The organism is Pseudomonas sp. GW821-FHT07F01, assembly GCF_059418825.1.
The window spans coordinates 89259-109577 of the sequence record NZ_JBWKQO010000006.1; the positions used below are offsets into that span (position 1 = coordinate 89259).

Sequence of the window (20319 nt, forward strand, 5' to 3'; positions counted from 1 at the left end):
GCAGCAGCAAAACACCCTGGCCCAGGCGGCCACCAACCAGGGCGTGATGCAGATCTACAGCGTCGACACCACCGCCGGGGCGGCGGCCACCGAAAAAGTCGCCCAGGGCGGGGTCTCCGACAACCTCACCAGCCTGTTGACGGTTCTCAAGTCCTTTCAGAGCTGATGGCTGAAAGCCTGATTTTCCGTTGAACCTACCTGCTGAAAAAATGGAGTTTTTATGAGCACAGTCAGTCCGCAAATCACCGATGCCGTCACCCAGACCAACGTCAAGGTCGTCGCCGAAGCGCCAGCCATGTCGATGGGCACCATCTACCAGTCCATGGGCCAGTCCGTGGCCATCCTGTTCCAGAACTCGGTTTCGGCGCAGCAGCAGCAAAACACCCTGGCCCAGGCGGCCACCAACCAGGGCGTGATGCAGATCTACAGCGTCGACACCACCGCCGGTGCGTCGGCCACCGAGAAAGTCGCCCAGGGCGGTGTGGCCGACAACCTCACCAGCCTGTTGACGGTGCTCAAGTCGTTCAGTAGCTGACCGTTCCCCAGGCGCCATGCCAGCGCCCCCGCCGCCTGCCATAGGCTGCGGGGGCGTTGTCTTTTGCCCGGCGGCATGGGAGGTTGAAGCGGATTTTTTACCGCTAGGCGCCTTTACGTTCTTTTTTTCGAACAGCCTATTGTCCTTTACCCCCGTTGACCCTAGGATTCGTTTGAGATTTCAAACGCTCTTGCCTGGGTGCCCAAACGCACGTCTATTCTTGTGTGCGACTTTTTCGTGCTTTTACCCAGTGAACGATTTTCCTGACGGCAGCCTGGCCACGGGCTGGTGACAGCGCCCCGGCGCTCTCCTCCTGACCTGGCGCCTTTCTACAATCACAATTCGCCCCGCGTATGCGCGGTGCTGTTAAGGAAGCCGACATGCAGCTCAAAGACGCCCAGTTGTTCCGCCAACAAGCCTTCATCGATGGAGCTTGGGTCGACGCGGACAACGGCCAGACGATCAAGGTCAACAACCCCGCTACCGGTGAAATCCTCGGTACCGTACCCAAGATGGGCGCCGCCGAAACCCGCCGCGCCATCGAGGCCGCCGACAAGGCCCTGCCGGCCTGGCGTGCCCTGACCGCCAAGGAGCGCGCCACCAAGCTGCGCCGCTGGTATGAATTGCTGATCGAGAACCAGGACGACCTGGGTCGCCTGATGACCCTGGAGCAGGGTAAGCCGCTGGCCGAAGCCAAGGGCGAAATCGCCTACGCCGCCTCCTTCATCGAATGGTTCGCCGAAGAAGCCAAGCGCATCTACGGCGACGTGATTCCCGGCCACCAGCCCGACAAGCGCCTGATCGTGATCAAGCAGCCGATCGGCGTGACCGCGGCCATCACCCCGTGGAACTTCCCGGCGGCGATGATCACCCGTAAAGCCGGCCCGGCCCTGGCCGCCGGTTGCACCATGGTCATCAAGCCCGCTTCGCAAACCCCGTTCTCGGCCCTGGCCCTGGTGGAACTGGCGCACCGTGCCGGCATCCCGAAAGGCGTGCTGAGCGTGGTCACCGGCAGCGCCGGCGACATCGGCGGCGAGCTCACCAGCAACCCGATCGTGCGCAAGCTGTCGTTCACCGGCTCCACCGAGATCGGTCGCCAGCTGATGGCCGAATGCGCCAAGGACATCAAGAAAGTCTCCCTGGAGCTGGGCGGCAACGCGCCGTTCATCGTGTTCGACGACGCGGACCTGGATAAGGCCGTCGAAGGCGCGATCATCTCCAAGTACCGCAACAACGGCCAGACCTGCGTCTGCGCCAACCGCCTGTACATCCAGGATTCGGTCTACGACGCCTTCGCCGAGAAATTGAAGGCAGCAGTGGCCAAGCTGAAGATCGGCAACGGCCTGGAAGAAGGCACCACCACTGGCCCGCTGATCGACGAAAAAGCCGTGGCCAAGGTCCAGGAACACATCGCCGACGCCCTGAAAAAAGGCGCGACCCTGCTGGCCGGCGGCAAGTCCATGGAAGGCAACTTCTTCGAGCCGACCATCCTGGTCAACGTGCCCAAGGATGCAGCCGTGGCCAAGGAAGAAACCTTTGGCCCACTGGCGCCGCTGTTCCGCTTCAAAGACGAAGCCGAAGTCATCGCCATGTCCAACGACACCGAGTTCGGCCTGGCCTCGTACTTCTATGCCCGTGACCTGGGCCGTGTGTTCCGTGTGGCCGAGGCCCTGGAATACGGCATGGTCGGGGTCAACACCGGCCTGATCTCCAACGAAGTGGCGCCGTTCGGCGGCATCAAGGCCTCGGGCCTGGGCCGTGAAGGTTCCAAGTACGGGATCGAGGATTACCTGGAAATCAAATACCTCTGCCTGGGTATCTGATCCGGTTTCAAGCGCCGGGGGCACGAGAGCGCTGTCCCCCTGCGCAGCTTTAAAAAACGCACTTTTCAAGGTGGCCCGGGACCGCTCCGACAGTCGATCATCGCATGCTGTCGCAGGCGCTTCCCCGCCCCGCAACCCTTGAATCACACCGCTGCCGCAGCGGTGAATGAGGACACTATGAGCAAGACCAACGCATCTTTGATGAAACGCCGTGAAGCCGCTGTACCGCGCGGTGTTGGCCAGATTCACCCGATCTTCGCCGACAGCGCGAAGAACGCCACCGTCACCGACGTTGAAGGCCGCGAGTTCATCGACTTCGCCGGCGGTATCGCGGTACTGAACACCGGTCACGTGCACCCGAAGATCATCGCCGCGGTGACCGAGCAACTGAACAAGCTGACCCACACCTGCTTCCAGGTCCTGGCCTACGAGCCTTACGTGGAGCTGTGCGAGAAAATCAACGCCAAGGTGCCAGGTGATTTCGCCAAGAAAACCCTGCTGGTGACCACCGGTTCCGAAGCTGTAGAGAACGCCGTGAAGATCGCCCGTGCCGCCACTGGCCGCGCCGGCGTGATCGCCTTCACCGGCGCCTACCACGGCCGCACCATGATGACCCTGGGCCTGACCGGCAAGGTCGTGCCGTACTCGGCCGGCATGGGCCTGATGCCAGGCGGCATCTTCCGCGCGCTGTACCCGAATGAACTGCACGGCGTGAGCATCGACGACTCCATCGCCAGCATCGAACGCATCTTCAAGAACGACGCCGAGCCTCGTGATATCGCCGCGATCATCATCGAGCCGGTGCAGGGCGAAGGCGGCTTCTACGTCGCGCCCAAAGAGTTCATGAAGCGCCTGCGCGCCCTGTGCGACCAGCACGGCATCCTGCTGATCGCTGACGAAGTGCAGACCGGCGCTGGCCGTACCGGCACCTTCTTCGCCATGGAACAGATGGGCGTTACCGCCGACCTGACCACCTTCGCCAAGTCCATCGCCGGCGGCTTCCCGCTGGCCGGTGTCTGCGGCAAGGCCGAGTACATGGACGCCATCGCTCCAGGCGGCCTGGGCGGCACCTACGCCGGTAGCCCGATCGCCTGTGCGGCGGCCCTGGCGGTGATGGAAGTGTTCGAGGAAGAGCACCTGCTGGATCGCTGCAAGGCTGTTGGCGAGCGCCTGGTGACCGGCCTCAAGGCCATCCAGGCCAAGTACCCGGTGATCGGTGAAGTGCGTGCCCTGGGCGCGATGATCGCGGTGGAACTGTTCGAGAATGGCGACAGCCACAAGCCGAACGCCGCTGCCGTGGCCCAGGTCGTGGCCAAGGCTCGCGACAAGGGGCTGATCCTGCTGTCCTGCGGCACCTACGGCAACGTTCTGCGGGTTCTGGTGCCGCTGACCTCGCCGGATGCCCAGCTGGACAAAGGCCTGGCCATCATCGAAGAGTGCTTCGCTGAACTCTGATGACGCTGTGACCTGATCGACAGAAAAACCCGCTTCGGCGGGTTTTTTTTCGCCCTCAGGCGGCTCCAGGGGGATTTGCGTTGTATGGAAGCCCGCGCATTGACTAAGGTGCAAGGGATTGCCTAGGGAGCGTGCTGCATGACCGCTGTTGATTTACCCGCTGTACCTCGCGTGCTGATTGCCGAGGCTGATCCCTGGTCTCGTGATTTGCTCAAGCAAGTGCTGTTGAACGTGCGCTGTGATGCGCGTCTGGACTTGTGTGCCGACGGTCAGGAGGCCATGGACCTGCTGAGCGCCAAACCCTATGACCTGATCATTGCCGATTGGGAGCTGCCGGGCATCGATGGCCTGTCGCTGCTGCGCGCGGTGCGCCAGCGCAAGCGCAATCCGGTGCAGCCGTTCATCCTGCTGAGCGTGCGCAGCGACAGCGCCAGCGTGCGCGAGGCCTTGCCCCTGGCGCCCACTGCCTACCTGACCAAGCCCCTGAACATGGAGGGGCTGACCCAGCGCCTGCAGGGCCTGCTGCTGGACGCCGGCCAGGAAGTCTCCTGCGAGGTGCCGGCCCTGGCGCCGGGCATGACCCTGTGGCCCTTTCTCGAACGCCGGCGCGATGTGGCCGACGGCGCGCCGCTGCTCACCGATGTGCAATTGGCGGTCAAGCGCAGCCTCAACCCCGAAGGCCTGGACCTCAAGGTGCTGGAGGAAGAGATCCGCACCGATCCCCAGGTCACCGCGGTGCTGATCGCTGCAGCCAACAGCGCCGCGCAGCACCATGGCGACGGCGTGCAGACCCTGTCCCAGGCCCTGCATCGGCTGGGCACCGGACAGAGCATGAACCTGATCCTCGGCCTGACCCTCAAGCGCAGCGCGCGCCTGAGCGATCCGGCCCTGGCCGACTATGCCGAGCGCTATTGGGAGCTGTCCCTGCATACCGCGGAATACGGCCGGACCCTGGCGCGCCTGCTGGACCTGGACCAGGAGCGCTGCTACTGCGCCGGGCTACTGCATCGCCTGGGCGACCTGGCGCTGCTGCGTTGCCTGCAGGAGTGGAAACAGGCCGGCGGCGAGCTGGACGACCAGGAAGAAATCGGCGATGCCCTGGAGCGCTTTGGCGCGGCCTACGGCTCGGCGCTGCGGACCCGCTGGCGCATGCCCCTTGAACTGCGGGAGCTGATTGCCTCGATCTACCAGTTGGGCGGTGGGGTGTATTCCCGCGAGGCGCTGGTGATGAACCTGGCGGCGCAGCTGGCGCGGCTGACCGAGCACGAAGGGGTGGAAGAGATCGCGCGCTGCAAGACCGCGCGGCTGCTGAAGGTCGGGCTGCCGGAACTGACCCGCCTGCGCAAGGGCTGAACCACTGTAGGAGCCGGCTTGCCGGCGAAGAGGCCTTCGAGTCTTGTGCAAGCCTTGCGGGCGCCTTCGCGGGCCAGCCAGCTCCTACGGGCGAGTGATCGCGGGTTTATCCGGTGATGATGCGGTTCTTGCCCTGGCGCTTGGCTTCGTACATGGCGCTGTCGGCGCGGGCGAACAGGTTGTCCAGGCTTTCGTCTTCCGCCAGCAGGCCGGTCAGGCCCTGGCTCACGGTGATGGTGAACGTCTGGCCCTGGTGGCTGAAATTCTGGCGCTGGATCTCCCGTTGCAGGCGCTCGGCCACCTGGCGGGCCATGTCCGCGGTGCAGCCGGGAAAAACCGCGGCGAACTCCTCGCCACCGATCCGCCCGAACAGGTCGCCGCGACGCAGGGCCGCGCGCCCGCTTTCGGCGATGCGCTGCAGGACGATGTCGCCTTCGGGGTGGCCGTAGGTGTCGTTGATCACTTTGAAGTCATCGATATCCAGCAGCAGGAAGGCCAGGGACGAGCCTTGCAGGCGCGCCTGCTCGAACTCGCGGTTGGCGCATTCGAAGAAGTGCCGACGGTTGCTGCTCTGGGTCAGCACGTCGGTGGTGGCCAGGCGTTGCAACTCGGTTTCCAGCTGCTTCTTTTCGGTGATGTCTTCGGCGATGCCGACCACGATCAGGCGTTGCCCGGGCTCGGCATTGCGGTTGATGAAGCATTTGTCGCTGAGCCAGCGCACCTGGCCCTGGGCATCGATGATGCGGTATTCGCGATCTTCCACCGCGCCCTTTTCCAGGACCTGGGCCAGGCTGCGCTCGGCGTACTCCAGGTCATCGGGGTAGATGCTGTCGCGCCATTGATTGCAGTCCGCCAGGAGCAGGCCTGCGGGGCGACCGAAGATCCGTTCATAGGCCGGGCTGACGTACAGCACCTGGCGGCTGTCCCAGTCGAAGGCCCAGAGCACCGCGTTGACACTGACCAGCAGCGAGCTGAACAGCTGCTCGCGTTCGGTCAGGCGGGCCACTTCGCCCTGTGCATGCATCAGGGCCATCAGGGTTTGCGCGGCTTCGGGCCACTGTGGAAGCGCAGAGGGAGTGTGTGGGTTCTTGTTGACCATCGGCACAGATCTCAAAGGGCGTGCCGCGCGCCGTTAGGCAGCGGCTACAACCAAGCCCGCCTGGGTGGCGAAGTGTTGTTTGAGATAGGGGATCGGGCGCTAAGTTCCCGGCCGCTACAGCGATAGCGCGAGCGCCCGCCAGACGGTCGAGAGGGGCCTGCAAGGCTTGATTTCAGAAGGGCAGCCCCTCGCCACGGGAGTGGCGAGGGGCTGGGGTCAGGCGGTGGTGGGACGCAGGGAATAGGTCTTGAGCTGATGGGCGAAATCACGCAGGGACTGAATGCCGCTGGCCTCGGCCTCGTGTACCCAATCCTTGATGGCCGCGAGCATGTCGTGGCCGTTGGAGCTGGTCTTGACCCAGATCTGCTGCAGGGCCAGACGCTTCTCGTAGATCACCTTCAAGGCCTGGCTGTGCTCCAGCATGCTCTGGATGCGCAGGTGGTGGCGGTCTTCCAGCAGGCTGGTTTCCCGGGACAGCAGGCGCTTGGCGCGGTGGAACTGGTGGCGCACCGAATGATCGACCTTGGCCAGTTCCTGTTTCACCAGCGGGCCGATCACCAGCTTGCGGTACTGGGCCATGATCTGGAACCGGTTGTTGAGGATGGCCATGGCGGTGTCCATGTCCAGGTGGCCCTTGCCTTCGACCCGGTGGGCGATAGGCGCCACGCGCTGGACCCTGGCCAGACGCAGGAAGCTGAAGACCTTGATCCAGGCCCAGCCCAGGTCGAACTCCCACTTCTTCACCGAGAGCTTGGCCGAGTTGGGGTAGGTGTGGTGGTTGTTGTGCAGCTCTTCGCCGCCGACGATGATGCCCCAGGGCACCAGGTTGGTGGCGGCGTCGCGGCATTCGAAGTTGCGGTAGCCCACCGCATGCCCCAGGCCATTGATGACCCCGGCGGCCCAGAACGGAATCCACATCATCTGGATGGCCCAGATGGTGATGCCGATGGTGCCGAACAGCAGCAGGTCGATGGCTGCCATCAGCGCCACGCCGCCCAGCTTGTAGCGGCTGTAGAGGTTGCGTTCGATCCAGTCTTCCGGGCAGTTCTTGCCGTAGATGCGCAGGGTCTCCGGGTTCTTCGCCTCTTCGCGATACAGCTCGGCGCCCTTGCGCAGCACAGTGGACAGGCCCTTGACCACCGGGCTGTGGGGGTCGTCGGCGGTTTCGCACTTGGCGTGGTGCTTGCGGTGGATGGCGGTCCACTCGCGGGTGTTCTGCGCCGTGGTCAGCCACAGCCAGAAGCGGAAGAAATGTTTCAGGCCGGCATTGAGTTCCAGGGAACGGTGCGCGGAATAGCGATGCAGATAGACCGTGACCGCGACAATGGTCACGTGGGTCATCAACAGGGTGACTGCCACCAGTTGCCAGGCGGACAAGCCAAGTAAACCTTCGTACCACATAGGCGATAAGGCCCTCGATAAAGAAAAAAACAGCCCAGGCATTATCACTAAGCCCACTGAGAAAACCAGTCGCCCTTTCAGATAAGAGTGGCGGAATGTTTCTTCCTCTATAATCCCAAACTTTTCGTGTGGAAATAGACGGACTTATGTCGGTTTCTTATCGCAATGGTTTGCGTGCCGCGCTGCTCTATCTGCTGTTGTCGCTGGTCTGGTTGCAGTTCAGTGGTTACTTATTGAGCAGTTTCTTCGATGAGTTTTCCGATCGGGCCCATTGGCAACTGGTTGGCGGCTATGCCTGGGCGGTGGTCAGCGCGGTGCTGATCTTCTTCGCCCGGGCCCGTCTGCTGCGGGTGTTGGGGGCCGATCGCTGGCTGCGCCACCAGCAGAAGGACCGCGAGCGCCTGCGCCAGGCGGCGGCGGTGTTCGACTGCACCCGCGAAGGGGTGCTGGTGAGCGATACCCAGGGGCAGATCGTCCACGTCAACCGCGCCTTCATCGAAATCACCGGCTACCAGCGCGAAGAGGTGCTGGGCCGCCAGCCGAGCCTGTTCAAGTCCGGGCATCATTCGGCGCAGTTCTATCAATCGATGTTCGACTCGTTGCAGAAGACCGATGAGTGGAGCGGTGAAATCTGGAATCGGCGCAAGAGCGGCGAGATCTACCCGCAATGGCAGACCATCCGCGCGATCCGCGATGAGCAGGGCGAGCTGACTCATTACGTTGCGGTATTTTCCGACATCAGCGCGATCAAGGATTCCGAGCACGAGCTGGCTCACCTGGCCCATCACGATCCGCTGACCGACCTGCCCAACCGCCTGCTGTTCACCGACCGTGCCGAACAGGCCCTGGCTTCGGCGCAGATCCACAAGCGCGGCTGCGCCATGCTGATGATCGATCTGGACCACTTCAAGATGATCAACGACAGCCTGGGGCACAACGTCGGCGACCAGCTGCTCAAGGCGGTGGCCGAGCGCCTGGGCGGGATGTTCGGCCCGGGCATCACCCTGGCGCGCCTGGGCGGCGACGAGTTCGCGGTGCTGGCCGAAAGCTGCCCGCAGCTGGTGCAGGCGGCGGCCCTGGCCCAGCGCATCATCGACGGCCTCAAGGAGCCCTTCCAGCTCGGCGAGCAGCAGGTGGTGATCAACGCCAGTATCGGTATCAGCCTGTTTCCCAGCGACGCGCTGAGCGCCAGCCAACTGCTGCGCAACGCCGATGCGGCGCTGTTCAAGGCCAAAAGCGCCGGGCGCAACGGTTACGCCCTGTACACCGAGGAGCTCACCGCCCATGCCCAGCAGCGGGTGGAAATCGCCTTCGAGCTGCGCCGCGCCCTGGACCAGCAGGAACTGCGGGTCTATTACCAGCCGGTGCACGACCTCAAGACCAGCCGCCTGGTAGGCGTCGAGGCCCTGGTGCGCTGGGAGCATCCCGAGCGCGGGCTGGTGTCGCCGGCGGAGTTCATACCGATTGCCGAGCGCACCGGGATGATTGCCGAGATCGATGCCTGGGTCATGCAGCAGGCTTGCCGGCAGATGTGCCAGTGGCAGGCCGATGGCGTGGTGCTGTCGTTTATCGCGGTGAATGTCTCGACCCGCCTGTTCGCCCGCAGCGAGCTGTACCAGCAGGTGGCCCAGGTGCTGCACGAGACCGGGCTGGACCCGGCCTACCTGGAGCTGGAAGTCACCGAAAGCGCGGTGATGGATGACCCCGAAGTGGCCCTGGAGCAAATGCACCGTTTGCGCGAGCTGGGCATTCGCCTGGCCATCGACGACTTCGGCACGGGCTACTCCTCCCTGCTGCGGCTCAAGCGCCTGCCGGTGCAGAAGCTCAAGATCGACCAGGGTTTTGTCGCCGGCCTGCCGTTCGACGAGGACGATGCAGCGATATCCCGGGTAATCATTGCCCTGGCCCAGAGCATGGGCATGCAGGTGCATGCCGAGGGTATCGAGCAGGTGGAACAGGCGCGTTTTCTTCTGGAACACGCCTGCGACCTGGGCCAGGGCTACTGGTTCGGCCGGCCGATGCCGGCGGCGCAACTGGTCTGGAGCAACGCCCCGCAGATCCGTTGATCCCTGTAGCCGCTGGCGCAGGCTGCGAACGGTTTGGGCGGCATACCGACGTGGCAGGCGCGGTGTTGAGGTTTGGCGCAAGGGCGCCAGGCAAGGCCCTGGGGGCCTTTGCGCAGCCTCGCTGATGCTCGGCAGCGGCTACAGGGTTGGGGCTAAGCTGCTGTCAGCTCGAATAATTTCTTCTGGTTATATAAACATTCTTAAATAGTATTTTTAAGAATATCCGGCCCTATCTAGTATTGCTCCCACGCCGCAAGCAGTGCCGCCACTGCCAGGCACATCCCACTCAGGAGCAACACCATGAGCGCATCTCTACGTAGCGTTGACGGCCAGGACGAAGCAACCATCTTGCGGGAAATTCAAAGCGCACTGCGCGACCTGCGCTTCGGTGCGGTGGAAATCACCGTGCACAACGCCCAGGTCGTGCAGATCGAACGCAAGGAAAAATTCCGTCTGCAGCAGCCCGGCCACAAACCGAGTTGAAAGTACCTCGCTGAACACCGCGTCACCCTCTCGCGAACGAGAGGCCCGACTGGTCAACCGGAGGGCGTCATCCATGACCCCCTGCACGAATCCCAGCGTTCCTTTTCGAATGCGGGCTGAAATCGCCATAAGAAAAATGCCAGCACCTTAAAAAATTTCAGGAGCTTCACCATGTCGTCGATTCGCCGTTATGCCCTGGCCGCCCTCGCCAGCGCCGTTTTCGCCGGTTCCGCTGTTGCCAAGGACTATGAGCTGCTCAATGTGTCCTATGACCCGACCCGTGAGCTGTACCAGGATTACAACGCCGAGTTCGTGAACTTCTGGAAGAAGGACCACCCGGGCGACAACGTGAAGATCCAGCAATCCCACGGTGGCTCCGGCAAGCAGGGCCGGGCGGTGATCGACGGCCTGCGGGCCGACGTGGTGACCCTGGCCCTGGCCGGTGACATCGACGAAATCGCCAAGCTCGGCAAGACCCTGCCGGCGGACTGGCAGAAGCGCCTGCCCGACGCCAGCACGCCCTACACCTCGACCATCGTGTTCCTGGTGCGCAAGGGCAACCCCAAGGGCATCAAGGATTGGGGCGACCTGATCAAGAAAGACGTCTCGGTGATCACCCCGAACCCGAAAACGTCCGGTGGTGCACGCTGGAACTTCCTCGCCGCCTGGGCCTATGGCCTGAAAGCCGGTGGCAGCGAAGCCAAGGCTCAGGAATATGTGAAGGAGCTGTTCAAGCACGTGCCTGTGCTGGACACCGGGGCCCGCGGCTCGACCATCACCTTCGTCAACAACGGTCAGGGCGACGTGCTACTGGCCTGGGAAAACGAAGCTTTCCTGGCCCTCAAGGAAGACGGCGGCGCCGACAAGTTCGATATCGTCGTGCCTTCGCTGTCGATCCTCGCCGAGCCACCGGTGGCGGTGGTGGACAAGAACGCCGAGAAGAAAGGCAACACCCAGATCGCCGAGGCCTACCTCAAGCACCTGTACAGCCCGGCCGGCCAGGAAATTGCCGCGAAGAACTTCTACCGCCCACGGGACAAGGACATCGCCGCCAAATATGCCCAGCAGTTCCCGAAACTGGACCTGGTAACTATCGACAAGGACTTCGGCGGCTGGAAAACTGCCCAACCGAAATTCTTCAATGACGGTGGTGTGTTCGACCAGATCTACACGGCGCAATAACCCTGTTGTAGGGGCTGGCTTGCCAGCGAAGGCGCCCCTGAGGGCAAAGCACGACTTGCGGGCCCTTTGGCCGGCAAGCCGGCTCCTACCAGGCAGAGCCCGCATTGAGTTGCGGGTTTTGCGTATCCGTTCCGTTAACCAAGGACTCTTATGTCGCGTCGTATCTCCCCCGTCATACCCGGCTTCGGGCTGACGCTGGGCTACACCTTGGTGTACCTCAGCCTGATTGTGCTCATCCCCCTGGCGGCGATGTTCGTGCATGCCGCGCAACTTACCTGGGAACAGTTCTGGGCGATCATTTCGGCGCCACGGGTGCTCGCCGCGCTCAAGCTGAGCTTCGGTACCGCGTTGTATGCGGCCATCATCAACGGCGTCATCGGCACCCTGCTGGCCTGGGTCCTGGTGCGCTACAGCTTCCCCGGGCGCAAGATCATCGATGCCATGATCGACCTGCCATTCGCCCTGCCCACCGCCGTGGCGGGCATTGCCCTGACTGCGCTCTACGCGCCCACCGGCCTGGTGGGGCAGTTCGCCACCGACCTGGGTTTCAAGATCGCCTACACCCCCCTGGGCATCACCCTGGCACTGACCTTCGTCACCCTGCCATTCGTGGTGCGCACGGTGCAGCCGGTGCTGGCGGACATCCCCCGTGAAGTGGAAGAAGCCGCCGCCTGCCTGGGTGCCAAGCCGTGGCAGGTGTTCCGCCATATCCTGGTACCGGCCCTGCTGCCGGCCTGGCTCACCGGTTTTGCCCTGGCCTTTGCCCGGGGCGTGGGCGAGTACGGCTCGGTGATCTTCATCGCCGGCAACATGCCGATGAAGACCGAGATCCTGCCCCTGCTGATCATGGTCAAGCTCGACCAGTACGATTACACCGGCGCCACTTCCATCGGCGTGCTGATGCTGGTGGTTTCCTTCATTCTGCTGCTGCTGATCAACCTGCTGCAGCGGCGCATCGAACGACCTTAAGGAGGCGCGACCATGTCCCAATCGTCCATTTCCGCCGCGTCCTCCGCCAACGCCGCCCGCCGTGGCAGCGCCACCTCGCGGCGCCTGCTGATCGGCCTCGGCTGGCTGATCTTCGCCCTGTTCCTGCTGCTGCCGCTGTTCATCGTGGTGTCCCAGGGCCTGAAGCTCGGCCTGGGGGCGTTCTTCGATGCGATCTTCGAGCCCGACGCCCTGTCGGCGCTGAAACTCACGGTGATCGCGGTGCTGATCTCGGTGCCCCTGAACCTGGTGTTCGGGGTCAGCGCTGCCTGGTGCGTGAGCAAGTACTCGTTCCGCGGCAAGAGCATCCTGGTGACCCTGATCGACCTGCCGTTCTCGGTGTCGCCGGTGATCGCCGGCCTGGTCTATGTGCTGATGTTCGGCGCCCAGGGCCTGTTCGGCCCGTGGCTTTCGGACCACGACATCCAGATCGTCTTCGCCTTGCCGGGCATTGTCCTGGCCACCATCTTCGTCACCGTGCCCTTCGTTGCCCGGGAACTGATCCCGCTGATGCAGGAGCAGGGCACCCAGGAAGAGGAGGCCGCCAGGTTGCTGGGGGCCAATGGCTGGCAGATGTTCTGGCACGTCACCGTGCCCAACATCAAATGGGGCCTGATCTACGGCGTGGTGCTGTGTACCGCCCGGGCCATGGGTGAGTTCGGCGCGGTGTCGGTGGTTTCCGGGCACATTCGCGGGGTCACCAACACCCTGCCGCTGCACGTGGAAATCCTCTACAACGAGTACAACCACGTCGCCGCCTTTGCCGTCGCCAGCCTGTTGCTGATCCTTGCGTTGTTCATCCTGCTGCTCAAGCAGTGGAGCGAATCCCGAATCAACCGCCTGCGCGCCAGCGCCGCGGAGGAATAAGTCATGTCGATCGAAGTCCGTAACGTCAGCAAGAACTTCAACGCCTTCAAGGCCCTGAACAGCATCAACCTGGACATCCAGAGCGGCGAGCTGGTGGCCCTGCTGGGCCCGTCCGGCTGCGGCAAGACCACTCTGCTGCGGATCATCGCCGGGCTGGAAACCCCGGACCAAGGCAGCATCGTGTTCCACGGCGAGGATGTCTCGGGCCACGACGTGCGTGATCGCAACGTCGGTTTCGTGTTCCAGCACTACGCCCTGTTCCGCCACATGAGCGTGTTCGACAACGTTGCCTTCGGCCTGCGCATGAAGCCGAAGAACCAGCGCCCCAGCGAGAGCAAGATCGCCGAGAAGGTCCACGAGCTGCTGAACATGGTGCAGCTGGACTGGCTCTCCGACCGTTACCCGGAACAGCTCTCCGGCGGCCAGCGCCAGCGTATCGCCCTGGCCCGCGCCCTGGCGGTGGAGCCCAAGGTGCTGCTGCTGGACGAACCCTTCGGCGCCCTCGACGCCAAGGTGCGCAAGGAGCTGCGGCGCTGGCTGGCGCGGCTGCACGAAGACATCAACCTGACTTCGGTATTCGTTACCCACGACCAGGAAGAAGCCATGGAAGTGGCCGACCGCATCGTGGTGATGAACAAGGGCGTGATCGAGCAGATCGGTTCCCCGGGCGAGGTCTACGAGAACCCGGCCAGCGACTTCGTCTACCACTTCCTCGGCGACTCCAACCGCCTGCACCTGGGGGAGGACAACCACGTGCTGTTCCGGCCTCACGAAGTGTCGCTGTCGCGCTCCGAACTGGAAGACCACCACGCCGCCGAAGTGCGGGATATCCGTCCGCTGGGGGCCACCACCCGGGTGACCCTGAAGGTGGAAGGGCAGAGCGAACTGATCGAGGCCGAAGTGGTGAAGGACCACGACAGCCTGATCGGCCTGGCCCGTGGCGAAACCCTGTTCTTCAAGCCCAAGGTCTGGCAGAAACACGCCAGCCTCTGACCCCGCCGACATCACGCCCGCTGTAGGAGCTGGCTTGCCAGCGAAAGCGTCCTTCAGGTTTGCACCTGGCTCGAAGGCCTCTTCGCCGGCAAGCCGGCTCCTGCGGGGGCCGGCCCAATATTCCCGAAGCGTTCCCGGGCTTCAGACCATGGCTTTCTTGTGCCGCAGGGCCACCGGCCCGGAACGCTGCTCGATGGCCTGCTTCAGGTCATGGCGCAGGCCCAGCAGGAAGGCCAGTTCGGCCACCACGAACAGCGGGCCGACAATCAGCCCCGAAAGGTCGTCGACGAAGGCCGGCTTGCGGCCCTCGTAGTAATGGCCGATGAACTGGATCACCCAACCGGTCACGAACAGGCCCAGGCCGCTGCTCAGCCAGAGCCCGGTACTTTGCGCCGCCAGCACCTGGCCGGCCCACACCGATAGCGCCATCAGCACCGTCATCAGCACCCCCAGGCGCACTTCCAGGCGCAGGTAGAACACTGACGCGGCCAGGGCCAGCAGCAACGCCGGCGACCACGACAGCCCGGCCATGCTCCAGGCGGGACGCGACAACAGCACGGCCACCGCCACCACGATCATCGGAATGCCGATAAAGTGGCTGGCGATATTGCGCGGGTCGCGGTGGTAGGCGGCGTATTGACTGAGATGATCAACGAGGCTTTTCATTGTTGTTCCTCCGTTAGGGTGGCTCGATCATGCCCGGCGGCGGTGCTCGGCTCTGTCAGCTAGGCGACAATCATTGCGATGCCCTGAGGGAAAGACCTGTTCATGGACCTGCACCAGTGGCGTGAATGCCTGATGACCGGCCAGTGGTTCAGCCACCTGCCGGCTTCCTTACAGAATAGTTTGCTCGACAGTGCGCGCCTGCGCCGGCTGACGGCGGGGCAGTGCCTGTTCCGGCGCGGCGATCCGCCCTGCGGGCTGTACGCGGTGCTGGAGGGCACGGTGCGGGTGGGCGCGGTCAGCGAGCAGGGCAAGGAGGCCTTGCTGAGCCTGATGGAAGCGCCCCACTGGTTCGGCGAGATCTGCCTGTTCGACGGCCAGCCCCGTACCCACGATGCCTACGCCGAGGGCGCCTGCACCCTGCTCCAGGTGCCGCAGGCGAACCTGCTGCAACTACTGGAGCAGCAGCCGCAATACTGGCGCCAGTTCGCCCTGCTGATGAGCCACAAACTGCGCCTGGCCTTTATCAACCTGGAGCAGTTGAGCCTGATGCCGGCCCCGGCGCGGGTGGCCAGCCGCCTGCTGGCGATGGCCGCCGGCTACGGTGAAGTGGCCCAGGCCCGCCGCGTGCTGCAACTGCCCCAGGAACAACTGGCGCTGATGCTCTCGCTGTCGCGCCAGACCACCAACCAGATCCTCAAGGAGCTGCAGCACCAGGGCATCCTGCGCCTGAGCTATGGCGAGATTGAAATCCTCGACACCGAGCGCCTGCGCGCCCTGACCTCGCCATAGAAGCCCCCGCAAGATCGCCTTCGCCGGCAAGCCGGCTCCTACAGAAACCCCCGCGTTGTTCCTGCCTCCCGTAGGAGCTGGCTTGCCAGCGAAGAGGCCCGCAAGATCGCCTTCGCCGGCAAGCCGGCTCCTACAGAAACCCCCGCGTTGTCCCTGCCTCCCGTAGGAGCTGGCTTGCCAGCGAAGGGGCCCGCGAGATCGCCTTCGCCGGCAGCCGGTTCCTACGAGCCACGATAGGTCGAGAACCCATAAGGGCTGAGCAACAACGGAATGTGGTAATGCTGCTCGGTCTGCCTGACCTCGAAGATCACCGGGATCTCCGGAAAGAAGGTCTCGCGCTTGGCTTGCCTGAAGTACTCGCCGGTCTTGAACACCACCCGATACTCGCCGGCCGTCAGCGCCCGGCCCGCCGGAAACAGCTCGGCAATCCGCCCCTGCTCATTGGTCACCCCTTCGGACAAGGGCTTCCAGTCCTGGCCCACCTGCTGCTCCAGGGTCACCTTGACCCCCGGCGATGGCAGGCCGTTCTCCAGGTTCAGCACGTGCACGCTCATCGGATTGCCTGCCGCCAGGGCCAGGCTCGACAAACCACACAGGCCGATGGCCGCCAGACTATTACGCAAAACATTCATGCCCCACTCCTTCCTCGATTGAACAAACAACAGAACCTGTAGCCGCTGCCGAGCCCGCGAGGCTGCGAACGACCGCAACGCGGGCGCAGGTTTTCACGATCACTCACGCCCGGCCTCGGTAGCCAACCCCACCCGCTGCGCGGCCTGGAGCGCACATGCCTCGTCCTGCGCTGCGCCACCGGCCCCGGCAATCCCGATGGCCCCCACCAACTGCTTGCCGGCAAACAACGCAAGGCCGCCACCGAGCAACAACAGCTCCGGCAAGGTATTGAGATTGGCCGCCTCGGGGTTGTTGCGCGCCCGTTCGGCGAACAGCCGGCTCGAAGTCTTGGTCGACAGCGCGGTGTAGGCCTTGCGCTGGCTGGCCGGGCCGTTGTGCGGGCCCACCCCATCGCCGCGCATCGCCACCAGCAGGTTGCCGCCACGGTCCAGCACCGATACCGCCGCGGTGCACTGGGCCAGGCTGGCATCGGCCAACTGGCGGGCGGCGGCCAGGTCCAGTTCGGCATGGCGCGGCAGTTCGAGCGCCGCCAGGGCCGTGCCGGCGAGGCTCAGGCCGAGGCCCAGGACAAGAGGTTTGCAGATCATCGAACGAGCTCCATAAAGACCGGTGGCCACCTTAGCCAGCGCACTCCGTCAGAACTCCGTCGTCTTGATTACAAGTTTGTAATGGGCAAGCGCGCGTCGGGCGCCTAGCCTGTGCCGATCATTTCCGAGGTGCGCCATGCGTTTGCTGGTAGTTGAAGACGAAGCCAAGACCGCCCATTTCCTTGCCAAGGGCCTGGGAGAATCCGGCTTTGCCGTGGACGTGGCCCTGAACGGCCTGGACGGGCGCTATTTCATCGAGCAGCAGGAGTACGACCTGATCATCCTCGACGTCATGCTCCCCGGCCTCAACGGCTGGCAGTTGCTGCAACTGGTGCGCCAGCGCGGTGCCACCCCGGTGCTGTTCCTCACCGCCCGCGACGCTATCGAAGATCGGGTCCGCGGCCTGGAACTGGGCGCCGACGACTACCTGCTCAAGCCCTTCGCCTTTGCCGAGCTATTGGCCCGGGTGCGCACCCTGCTGCGCCGCGGACCGCTGCGCGAGGCCGAGTCCTTCAGCATCGCCGACCTGGAGATCGACGTGCTGCGCCGTCGCGTCAGCCGTGGCGGCCAGCGCATCGCCCTGACCAACAAGGAGTTCGCCCTGCTGCACCTGCTGGCCAGCCGCCAGGGCGAAGTGCTGTCGCGGACCCTCATCGCCTCCCAGGTGTGGAACCTGAACTTCGACAGCGACACCAACATGGTGGAAGTAGCGGTACGAAGGTTGCGGGCCAAGGTCGACGACCCCTACATGCCCAAGCTGATCCACACCGTGCGTGGCGTCGGCTACCAGCTGGAAGCCCCGGATGAAGCGCTCTAGTTCCATCGCCTGGCGGCTGGCCCTGGCCTTTGCCGCGGTCTGCGCCCTGGTGCTCAGCGTGATCGGGGTGTTCCTCTACCGTTCCCTGGCCGGGGAAATCGCCTACCGCGACGACCTGGCCCTGCTCGGCCGCCTGGAACAGGTGCGGGCCCTGCTGCAGGACAGCGACAGCCTGGATGCCCTGCAAGCCCGGCCCCGGCTGTACCAGAACATGCTGGGCAACCAGGAAAGCCTGCTGCTGGTGCTGCGGGCCGATGGCTCGACGGTGATCGACATCAACCCGCGCCGGCAGCCCCTGCCCGCGCTCGACCCCATTGCGCTGCAACAGGCGCCGCAACGCACCGATGTCCGCCTCTGGCCGGGGCCGGACGATGTGCCGGTGGCGCTGCTGGCGGGCCAGGCCCGGGGGCCCAAGGGCGAAGCCCTGACCGTGGTCGCCGGCAAGGTTCTCAGCGAGCGCGAGCAGATGCTCGCCAGTTACCGCCTGCGCCTGTACCTGGCGGTGGGGCTGGGGGCCTTGCTGGCCTTCGCCCTGGGCCTGCTGCTGTTGCGCCGGGGCTTGCAGCCCTTGCGCCAGCTCAGCGAAGCGGCCCGCCAGATCGACCTGCGCAGCCTCGACCGGCGCCTGCACACCAACGGCATCCCGGCGGAATTCCACGAGCCGGTGCAGGCCCTGAACGCCATGCTGGCGCGGCTGGAAGAGAGTTTTGAGCGCCTGTCGCAATTTTCCGCCGACCTGGCCCACGAGATCCGCACGCCGTTGCACAACCTCCTGGGCAGCAATGGCCTGGCCTTGAACCAGCCGCGCAGTGCGGCGGAGTACCAGGAAGTGCTGGCCTCCAACATGGAAGAGTTCGAGCGCCTGGGACGCATGGCCGAGAACCTGCTGTTCCTGGCCCGGGCCGAGCAGGCCGATGCGGTGCTGGACCTGCAGGTACTGTCACTGGCCGGTGTCGGGGCGCAACTGTGCGACTACTTCGAAGCCCTGGCCGACGACCGCCAGTTGCGCCTGGAGAACGGTTTTTCCGGCGAGCTGCGGGCTGACCAGCAATTGCTGCAACGGGCCCTGGGCAACCTTCTGGCCAATGCCGTGCGTCATGCCGATGCAGGGTCGCTGATCCGCCTGCGGCGCCACGACGAAGCGGGCTGGTGCTGGTTGCAGGTGCACAACCAGGGCCCGGCGATCGCCCCCGAGCACCTGCCCCGGCTGTTCGACCGTTTCTACCGGGTCGACCCGTCTCGAGCCGAGCCGGGGGACTCCGGGGGCCTGGGGCTGGCCATCGTGCACTCGATCATGCTGCTGCATGGCGGCCAGGTGCGGGTCACGAGCGATGAGCAGGCCACGGTATTCGAACTGGGCTTCCCCCTCCTGTAGCCGCTGCCGAGGCTGCGACAAGGCCGCCAGGCCTTCAGCGGTCTGCAGTATTTGCGCCCGCGTTGCGGTCGTTCGCAGCTTCGCAGGCTCAGCAGCGGCTACAAGGCTGCTGGGGCTTAGCGCAGGCCGTCGCGAAATTGCCCCGGGGTCATCCCGGTCCAGCGCTTGAATGCCCGGCTGAAACTGCTGGCATCGGCAAACCCCAGCAGGTAGCTGATCTCGCTCAGGGAGCATTCCAGGTCCCGCAGGTGCAGCAGGGCGAGGTTTTCCCGGCATTCGTTGAGCAGGGTGTCAAAGCGCGTGCCTTCATCCGCCAGGTGCCGTTGCAGGCTGCGCAGGCTCAGGTGCAGGGCCTGGGCCACTCGCTCCGCCGAAGGTTCGCCTTCGGGCAATTGGGCTTCGATCACCCCGCGTACCTTGCGCTCCCAGGTCAGGGGCCGCAGTTGCAGGAGGGTGCGCTTGAGCACCGCTTCGTTGTGCTCGGCCAGCTCCGGGTTGGCGTCGTCCAGGTGGCTGTCGAAATCGTGCAGGCCGAACTCCAGGCAGTCGTCCACGGCGGCGAACTGCACCGGGCAGCGGAATACCTTGTGCCACTGGCTCGGGTCCGCCGGGGCCGGGCGCCGCAATTGCACGGCCAACGGCGCGTAGTCACGGCCCAGGCGGTTGCGGCAGGTGCGCACGTAGATCGCGGCAAAGGCGTCGATGGCTTCGAAGGCCGGTTGCGGCGCGCCTTCGGGCACCTTGAGGAAGAACCGGTAGCGGTCCGCTTCCCGGGTCAGGGCCAGTTCCAGGGCATCGCTGACCACCTGGTGATAACGCACGATGCGTTCGAACACTTCCCGCAGGCTGCCGCTGGCCACCAGGGCGTAGCCCAGGGCATGGAAGGTGGTGGGGCTGACAAAGCGCGACACCCGCAGGCCGATGGCCGGGTCGCCGCTGGCCTGCACGGCGAGATGCCACAGGCGGGTGGTGGCCGACAGCGGGTAGCGGGCGTTGGGGTCGTCCATCAATTGCGGGTCGAGCCCGGCTTCGCGGCATAGTGCGGCGCTGTCGAGGTCCAGAGCGTCCAGTTGCTTGCGCAAGGCGCGGGTCCAGCTGGCAAGGGAAGTGGCTTCGGTCATGCGATTGGCGCGTCCGGTCAACAGGTTGGCGTTTACGGCTAGCGCCCGGAGCCGGGGCTCGGGGCAGGATGCACACATCACTGACCA

The 20319-nt window shown here is 64.5% G+C and carries 20 protein-coding genes; 14 read left to right on the plus strand and 6 right to left on the minus strand.

Going from position 1 to position 20319, the window contains the following annotated elements; translation table 11 throughout:
* The first annotated feature begins 16 nt into the window (after positions 1-16).
* From AC07R1_RS22245 to AC07R1_RS22265, 5 genes are all read left to right on the plus strand, one after another.
* On the plus strand, positions 17-166 hold the full coding sequence (locus AC07R1_RS22245) for a hypothetical protein (RefSeq protein WP_493060544.1): 150 nt from the start codon (positions 17-19) through the stop codon (positions 164-166).
* A gap of 54 nt (positions 167-220) precedes the next feature.
* Complete coding sequence (locus AC07R1_RS22250) at positions 221-535, plus strand: RebB family R body protein (RefSeq protein ID WP_011058564.1); 315 nt, start codon at positions 221-223, stop codon at positions 533-535.
* Between the two features lie 380 nt (positions 536-915).
* Positions 916-2358, plus strand: coding sequence for an NADP-dependent succinate-semialdehyde dehydrogenase (gene gabD, locus AC07R1_RS22255; RefSeq protein ID WP_011058565.1), 1443 nt, complete (start codon positions 916-918; stop codon positions 2356-2358).
* A gap of 177 nt (positions 2359-2535) precedes the next feature.
* A complete protein-coding gene (gene gabT, locus AC07R1_RS22260; protein WP_011058566.1) occupies positions 2536-3813 on the plus strand; it encodes a 4-aminobutyrate--2-oxoglutarate transaminase in 1278 nt (425 codons plus the stop codon).
* 138 nt (positions 3814-3951) lie between these two features.
* Positions 3952-5166, plus strand: coding sequence for a response regulator (locus tag AC07R1_RS22265; protein ID WP_011058567.1), 1215 nt, complete (start codon positions 3952-3954; stop codon positions 5164-5166).
* Positions 5167-5272: 106 nt separating this feature from the next.
* On the opposite strand, the gene AC07R1_RS22270 is transcribed toward AC07R1_RS22265, so the two are convergent.
* Entirely contained in the window at positions 5273-6265 is a 993-nt protein-coding gene (locus tag AC07R1_RS22270) for a GGDEF domain-containing protein (protein WP_011058568.1), read from the minus strand.
* A gap of 216 nt (positions 6266-6481) precedes the next feature.
* Positions 6482-7666 (minus strand): delta-9 fatty acid desaturase DesA, encoded by a 1185-nt coding sequence (gene desA / locus AC07R1_RS22275; RefSeq protein ID WP_011058569.1) that lies wholly within the window; start codon positions 7664-7666, stop codon positions 6482-6484.
* 146 nt (positions 7667-7812) lie between these two features.
* Between desA and dibA the strand changes: the two genes are divergently transcribed.
* The 6 genes from dibA (at position 7813) to AC07R1_RS22305 (ending at position 14244) form a co-directional block, all read left to right on the plus strand.
* Positions 7813-9732 (plus strand): phosphodiesterase DibA, encoded by a 1920-nt coding sequence (dibA, locus tag AC07R1_RS22280; protein ID WP_011058570.1) that lies wholly within the window; start codon positions 7813-7815, stop codon positions 9730-9732.
* A 300-nt stretch (positions 9733-10032) separates the two neighbouring features.
* A complete protein-coding gene (gene oscA, locus AC07R1_RS22285; RefSeq protein WP_011058571.1) occupies positions 10033-10215 on the plus strand; it encodes a sulfur starvation response protein OscA in 183 nt (60 codons plus the stop codon).
* Between the two features lie 171 nt (positions 10216-10386).
* Entirely contained in the window at positions 10387-11397 is a 1011-nt protein-coding gene (locus AC07R1_RS22290) for a sulfate ABC transporter substrate-binding protein (RefSeq protein ID WP_011058572.1), read from the plus strand.
* 150 nt (positions 11398-11547) lie between these two features.
* Positions 11548-12366 (plus strand): sulfate ABC transporter permease subunit CysT, encoded by an 819-nt coding sequence (gene cysT / locus AC07R1_RS22295; RefSeq protein WP_011058573.1) that lies wholly within the window; start codon positions 11548-11550, stop codon positions 12364-12366.
* Positions 12367-12378: 12 nt separating this feature from the next.
* Positions 12379-13251: a sulfate ABC transporter permease subunit CysW gene (gene cysW, locus AC07R1_RS22300; protein ID WP_011058574.1), complete on the plus strand. Its 873-nt coding sequence runs from the start codon at positions 12379-12381 to the stop codon at positions 13249-13251.
* Positions 13252-13254: 3 nt separating this feature from the next.
* Complete coding sequence (locus tag AC07R1_RS22305) at positions 13255-14244, plus strand: sulfate/molybdate ABC transporter ATP-binding protein (RefSeq protein ID WP_011058575.1); 990 nt, start codon at positions 13255-13257, stop codon at positions 14242-14244.
* A gap of 141 nt (positions 14245-14385) precedes the next feature.
* Here the strand turns inward: AC07R1_RS22305 and AC07R1_RS22310 are convergent, their stop codons facing one another.
* Complete coding sequence (locus AC07R1_RS22310; RefSeq protein ID WP_495110949.1) at positions 14386-14910, minus strand: Mpo1 family 2-hydroxy fatty acid dioxygenase; 525 nt, start codon at positions 14908-14910, stop codon at positions 14386-14388.
* A 102-nt stretch (positions 14911-15012) separates the two neighbouring features.
* On the opposite strand from AC07R1_RS22310, the gene AC07R1_RS22315 reads away from it, so the two are divergent.
* Positions 15013-15699, plus strand: a complete 687-nt coding sequence (locus tag AC07R1_RS22315; protein ID WP_011058577.1) for a Crp/Fnr family transcriptional regulator — start codon at positions 15013-15015, stop codon at positions 15697-15699.
* Positions 15700-15920: 221 nt separating this feature from the next.
* Here AC07R1_RS22315 and uraH read toward each other — a convergent pair whose 3' ends face one another.
* Together uraH and AC07R1_RS22325 are read right to left on the minus strand one after the other, a co-directional pair.
* A complete protein-coding gene (gene uraH, locus AC07R1_RS22320; RefSeq protein WP_220223523.1) occupies positions 15921-16331 on the minus strand; it encodes a hydroxyisourate hydrolase in 411 nt (136 codons plus the stop codon).
* Positions 16332-16430: 99 nt separating this feature from the next.
* Complete coding sequence (locus tag AC07R1_RS22325; protein WP_015633712.1) at positions 16431-16919, minus strand: GlcG/HbpS family heme-binding protein; 489 nt, start codon at positions 16917-16919, stop codon at positions 16431-16433.
* A gap of 136 nt (positions 16920-17055) precedes the next feature.
* On the opposite strand from AC07R1_RS22325, the gene AC07R1_RS22330 reads away from it, so the two are divergent.
* The gene (locus AC07R1_RS22330; protein ID WP_011058580.1) at positions 17056-17736 is read left to right on the plus strand and encodes a heavy metal response regulator transcription factor; all 681 of its coding nucleotides are present in this window, start codon (positions 17056-17058) and stop codon (positions 17734-17736) included.
* Positions 17723-19111: a heavy metal sensor histidine kinase gene (locus AC07R1_RS22335; RefSeq protein ID WP_015633713.1), complete on the plus strand. Its 1389-nt coding sequence runs from the start codon at positions 17723-17725 to the stop codon at positions 19109-19111. The genes AC07R1_RS22330 and AC07R1_RS22335 overlap by 14 nt, the downstream gene beginning before the upstream one ends.
* Before the next feature lie 116 nt (positions 19112-19227).
* Here AC07R1_RS22335 and AC07R1_RS22340 read toward each other — a convergent pair whose 3' ends face one another.
* The gene (locus AC07R1_RS22340) at positions 19228-20232 is read right to left on the minus strand and encodes an AraC family transcriptional regulator (protein WP_011058582.1); all 1005 of its coding nucleotides are present in this window, start codon (positions 20230-20232) and stop codon (positions 19228-19230) included.
* Between the last annotated feature and the right edge of the window lie 87 nt (positions 20233-20319).

Coding starts and splice junctions, on each gene's coding strand:
- AC07R1_RS22330 (WP_011058580.1), top strand. CDS start 17,056: ATGCGTTTGCTGGTAGTTGAAGACGAAGCCAAGACCGCCCATTTCCTT.
- AC07R1_RS22340 (WP_011058582.1), bottom strand. CDS start 20,232: ATGACCGAAGCCACTTCCCTTGCCAGCTGGACCCGCGCCTTGCGCAAG.
- AC07R1_RS22305 (WP_011058575.1), top strand. CDS start 13,255: ATGTCGATCGAAGTCCGTAACGTCAGCAAGAACTTCAACGCCTTCAAG.
- oscA (WP_011058571.1), top strand. CDS start 10,033: ATGAGCGCATCTCTACGTAGCGTTGACGGCCAGGACGAAGCAACCATC.
- desA (WP_011058569.1), bottom strand. CDS start 7,666: ATGTGGTACGAAGGTTTACTTGGCTTGTCCGCCTGGCAACTGGTGGCA.
- AC07R1_RS22310 (WP_495110949.1), bottom strand. CDS start 14,910: ATGAAAAGCCTCGTTGATCATCTCAGTCAATACGCCGCCTACCACCGC.
- uraH (WP_220223523.1), bottom strand. CDS start 16,331: ATGAATGTTTTGCGTAATAGTCTGGCGGCCATCGGCCTGTGTGGTTTG.
- AC07R1_RS22270 (WP_011058568.1), bottom strand. CDS start 6,265: ATGGTCAACAAGAACCCACACACTCCCTCTGCGCTTCCACAGTGGCCC.
- gabD (WP_011058565.1), top strand. CDS start 916: ATGCAGCTCAAAGACGCCCAGTTGTTCCGCCAACAAGCCTTCATCGAT.
- AC07R1_RS22315 (WP_011058577.1), top strand. CDS start 15,013: ATGGACCTGCACCAGTGGCGTGAATGCCTGATGACCGGCCAGTGGTTC.
- AC07R1_RS22335 (WP_015633713.1), top strand. CDS start 17,723: ATGAAGCGCTCTAGTTCCATCGCCTGGCGGCTGGCCCTGGCCTTTGCC.
- AC07R1_RS22290 (WP_011058572.1), top strand. CDS start 10,387: ATGTCGTCGATTCGCCGTTATGCCCTGGCCGCCCTCGCCAGCGCCGTT.
- gabT (WP_011058566.1), top strand. CDS start 2,536: ATGAGCAAGACCAACGCATCTTTGATGAAACGCCGTGAAGCCGCTGTA.
- AC07R1_RS22265 (WP_011058567.1), top strand. CDS start 3,952: ATGACCGCTGTTGATTTACCCGCTGTACCTCGCGTGCTGATTGCCGAG.
- cysW (WP_011058574.1), top strand. CDS start 12,379: ATGTCCCAATCGTCCATTTCCGCCGCGTCCTCCGCCAACGCCGCCCGC.
- AC07R1_RS22250 (WP_011058564.1), top strand. CDS start 221: ATGAGCACAGTCAGTCCGCAAATCACCGATGCCGTCACCCAGACCAAC.
- cysT (WP_011058573.1), top strand. CDS start 11,548: ATGTCGCGTCGTATCTCCCCCGTCATACCCGGCTTCGGGCTGACGCTG.
- dibA (WP_011058570.1), top strand. CDS start 7,813: ATGTCGGTTTCTTATCGCAATGGTTTGCGTGCCGCGCTGCTCTATCTG.
- AC07R1_RS22325 (WP_015633712.1), bottom strand. CDS start 16,919: ATGATCTGCAAACCTCTTGTCCTGGGCCTCGGCCTGAGCCTCGCCGGC.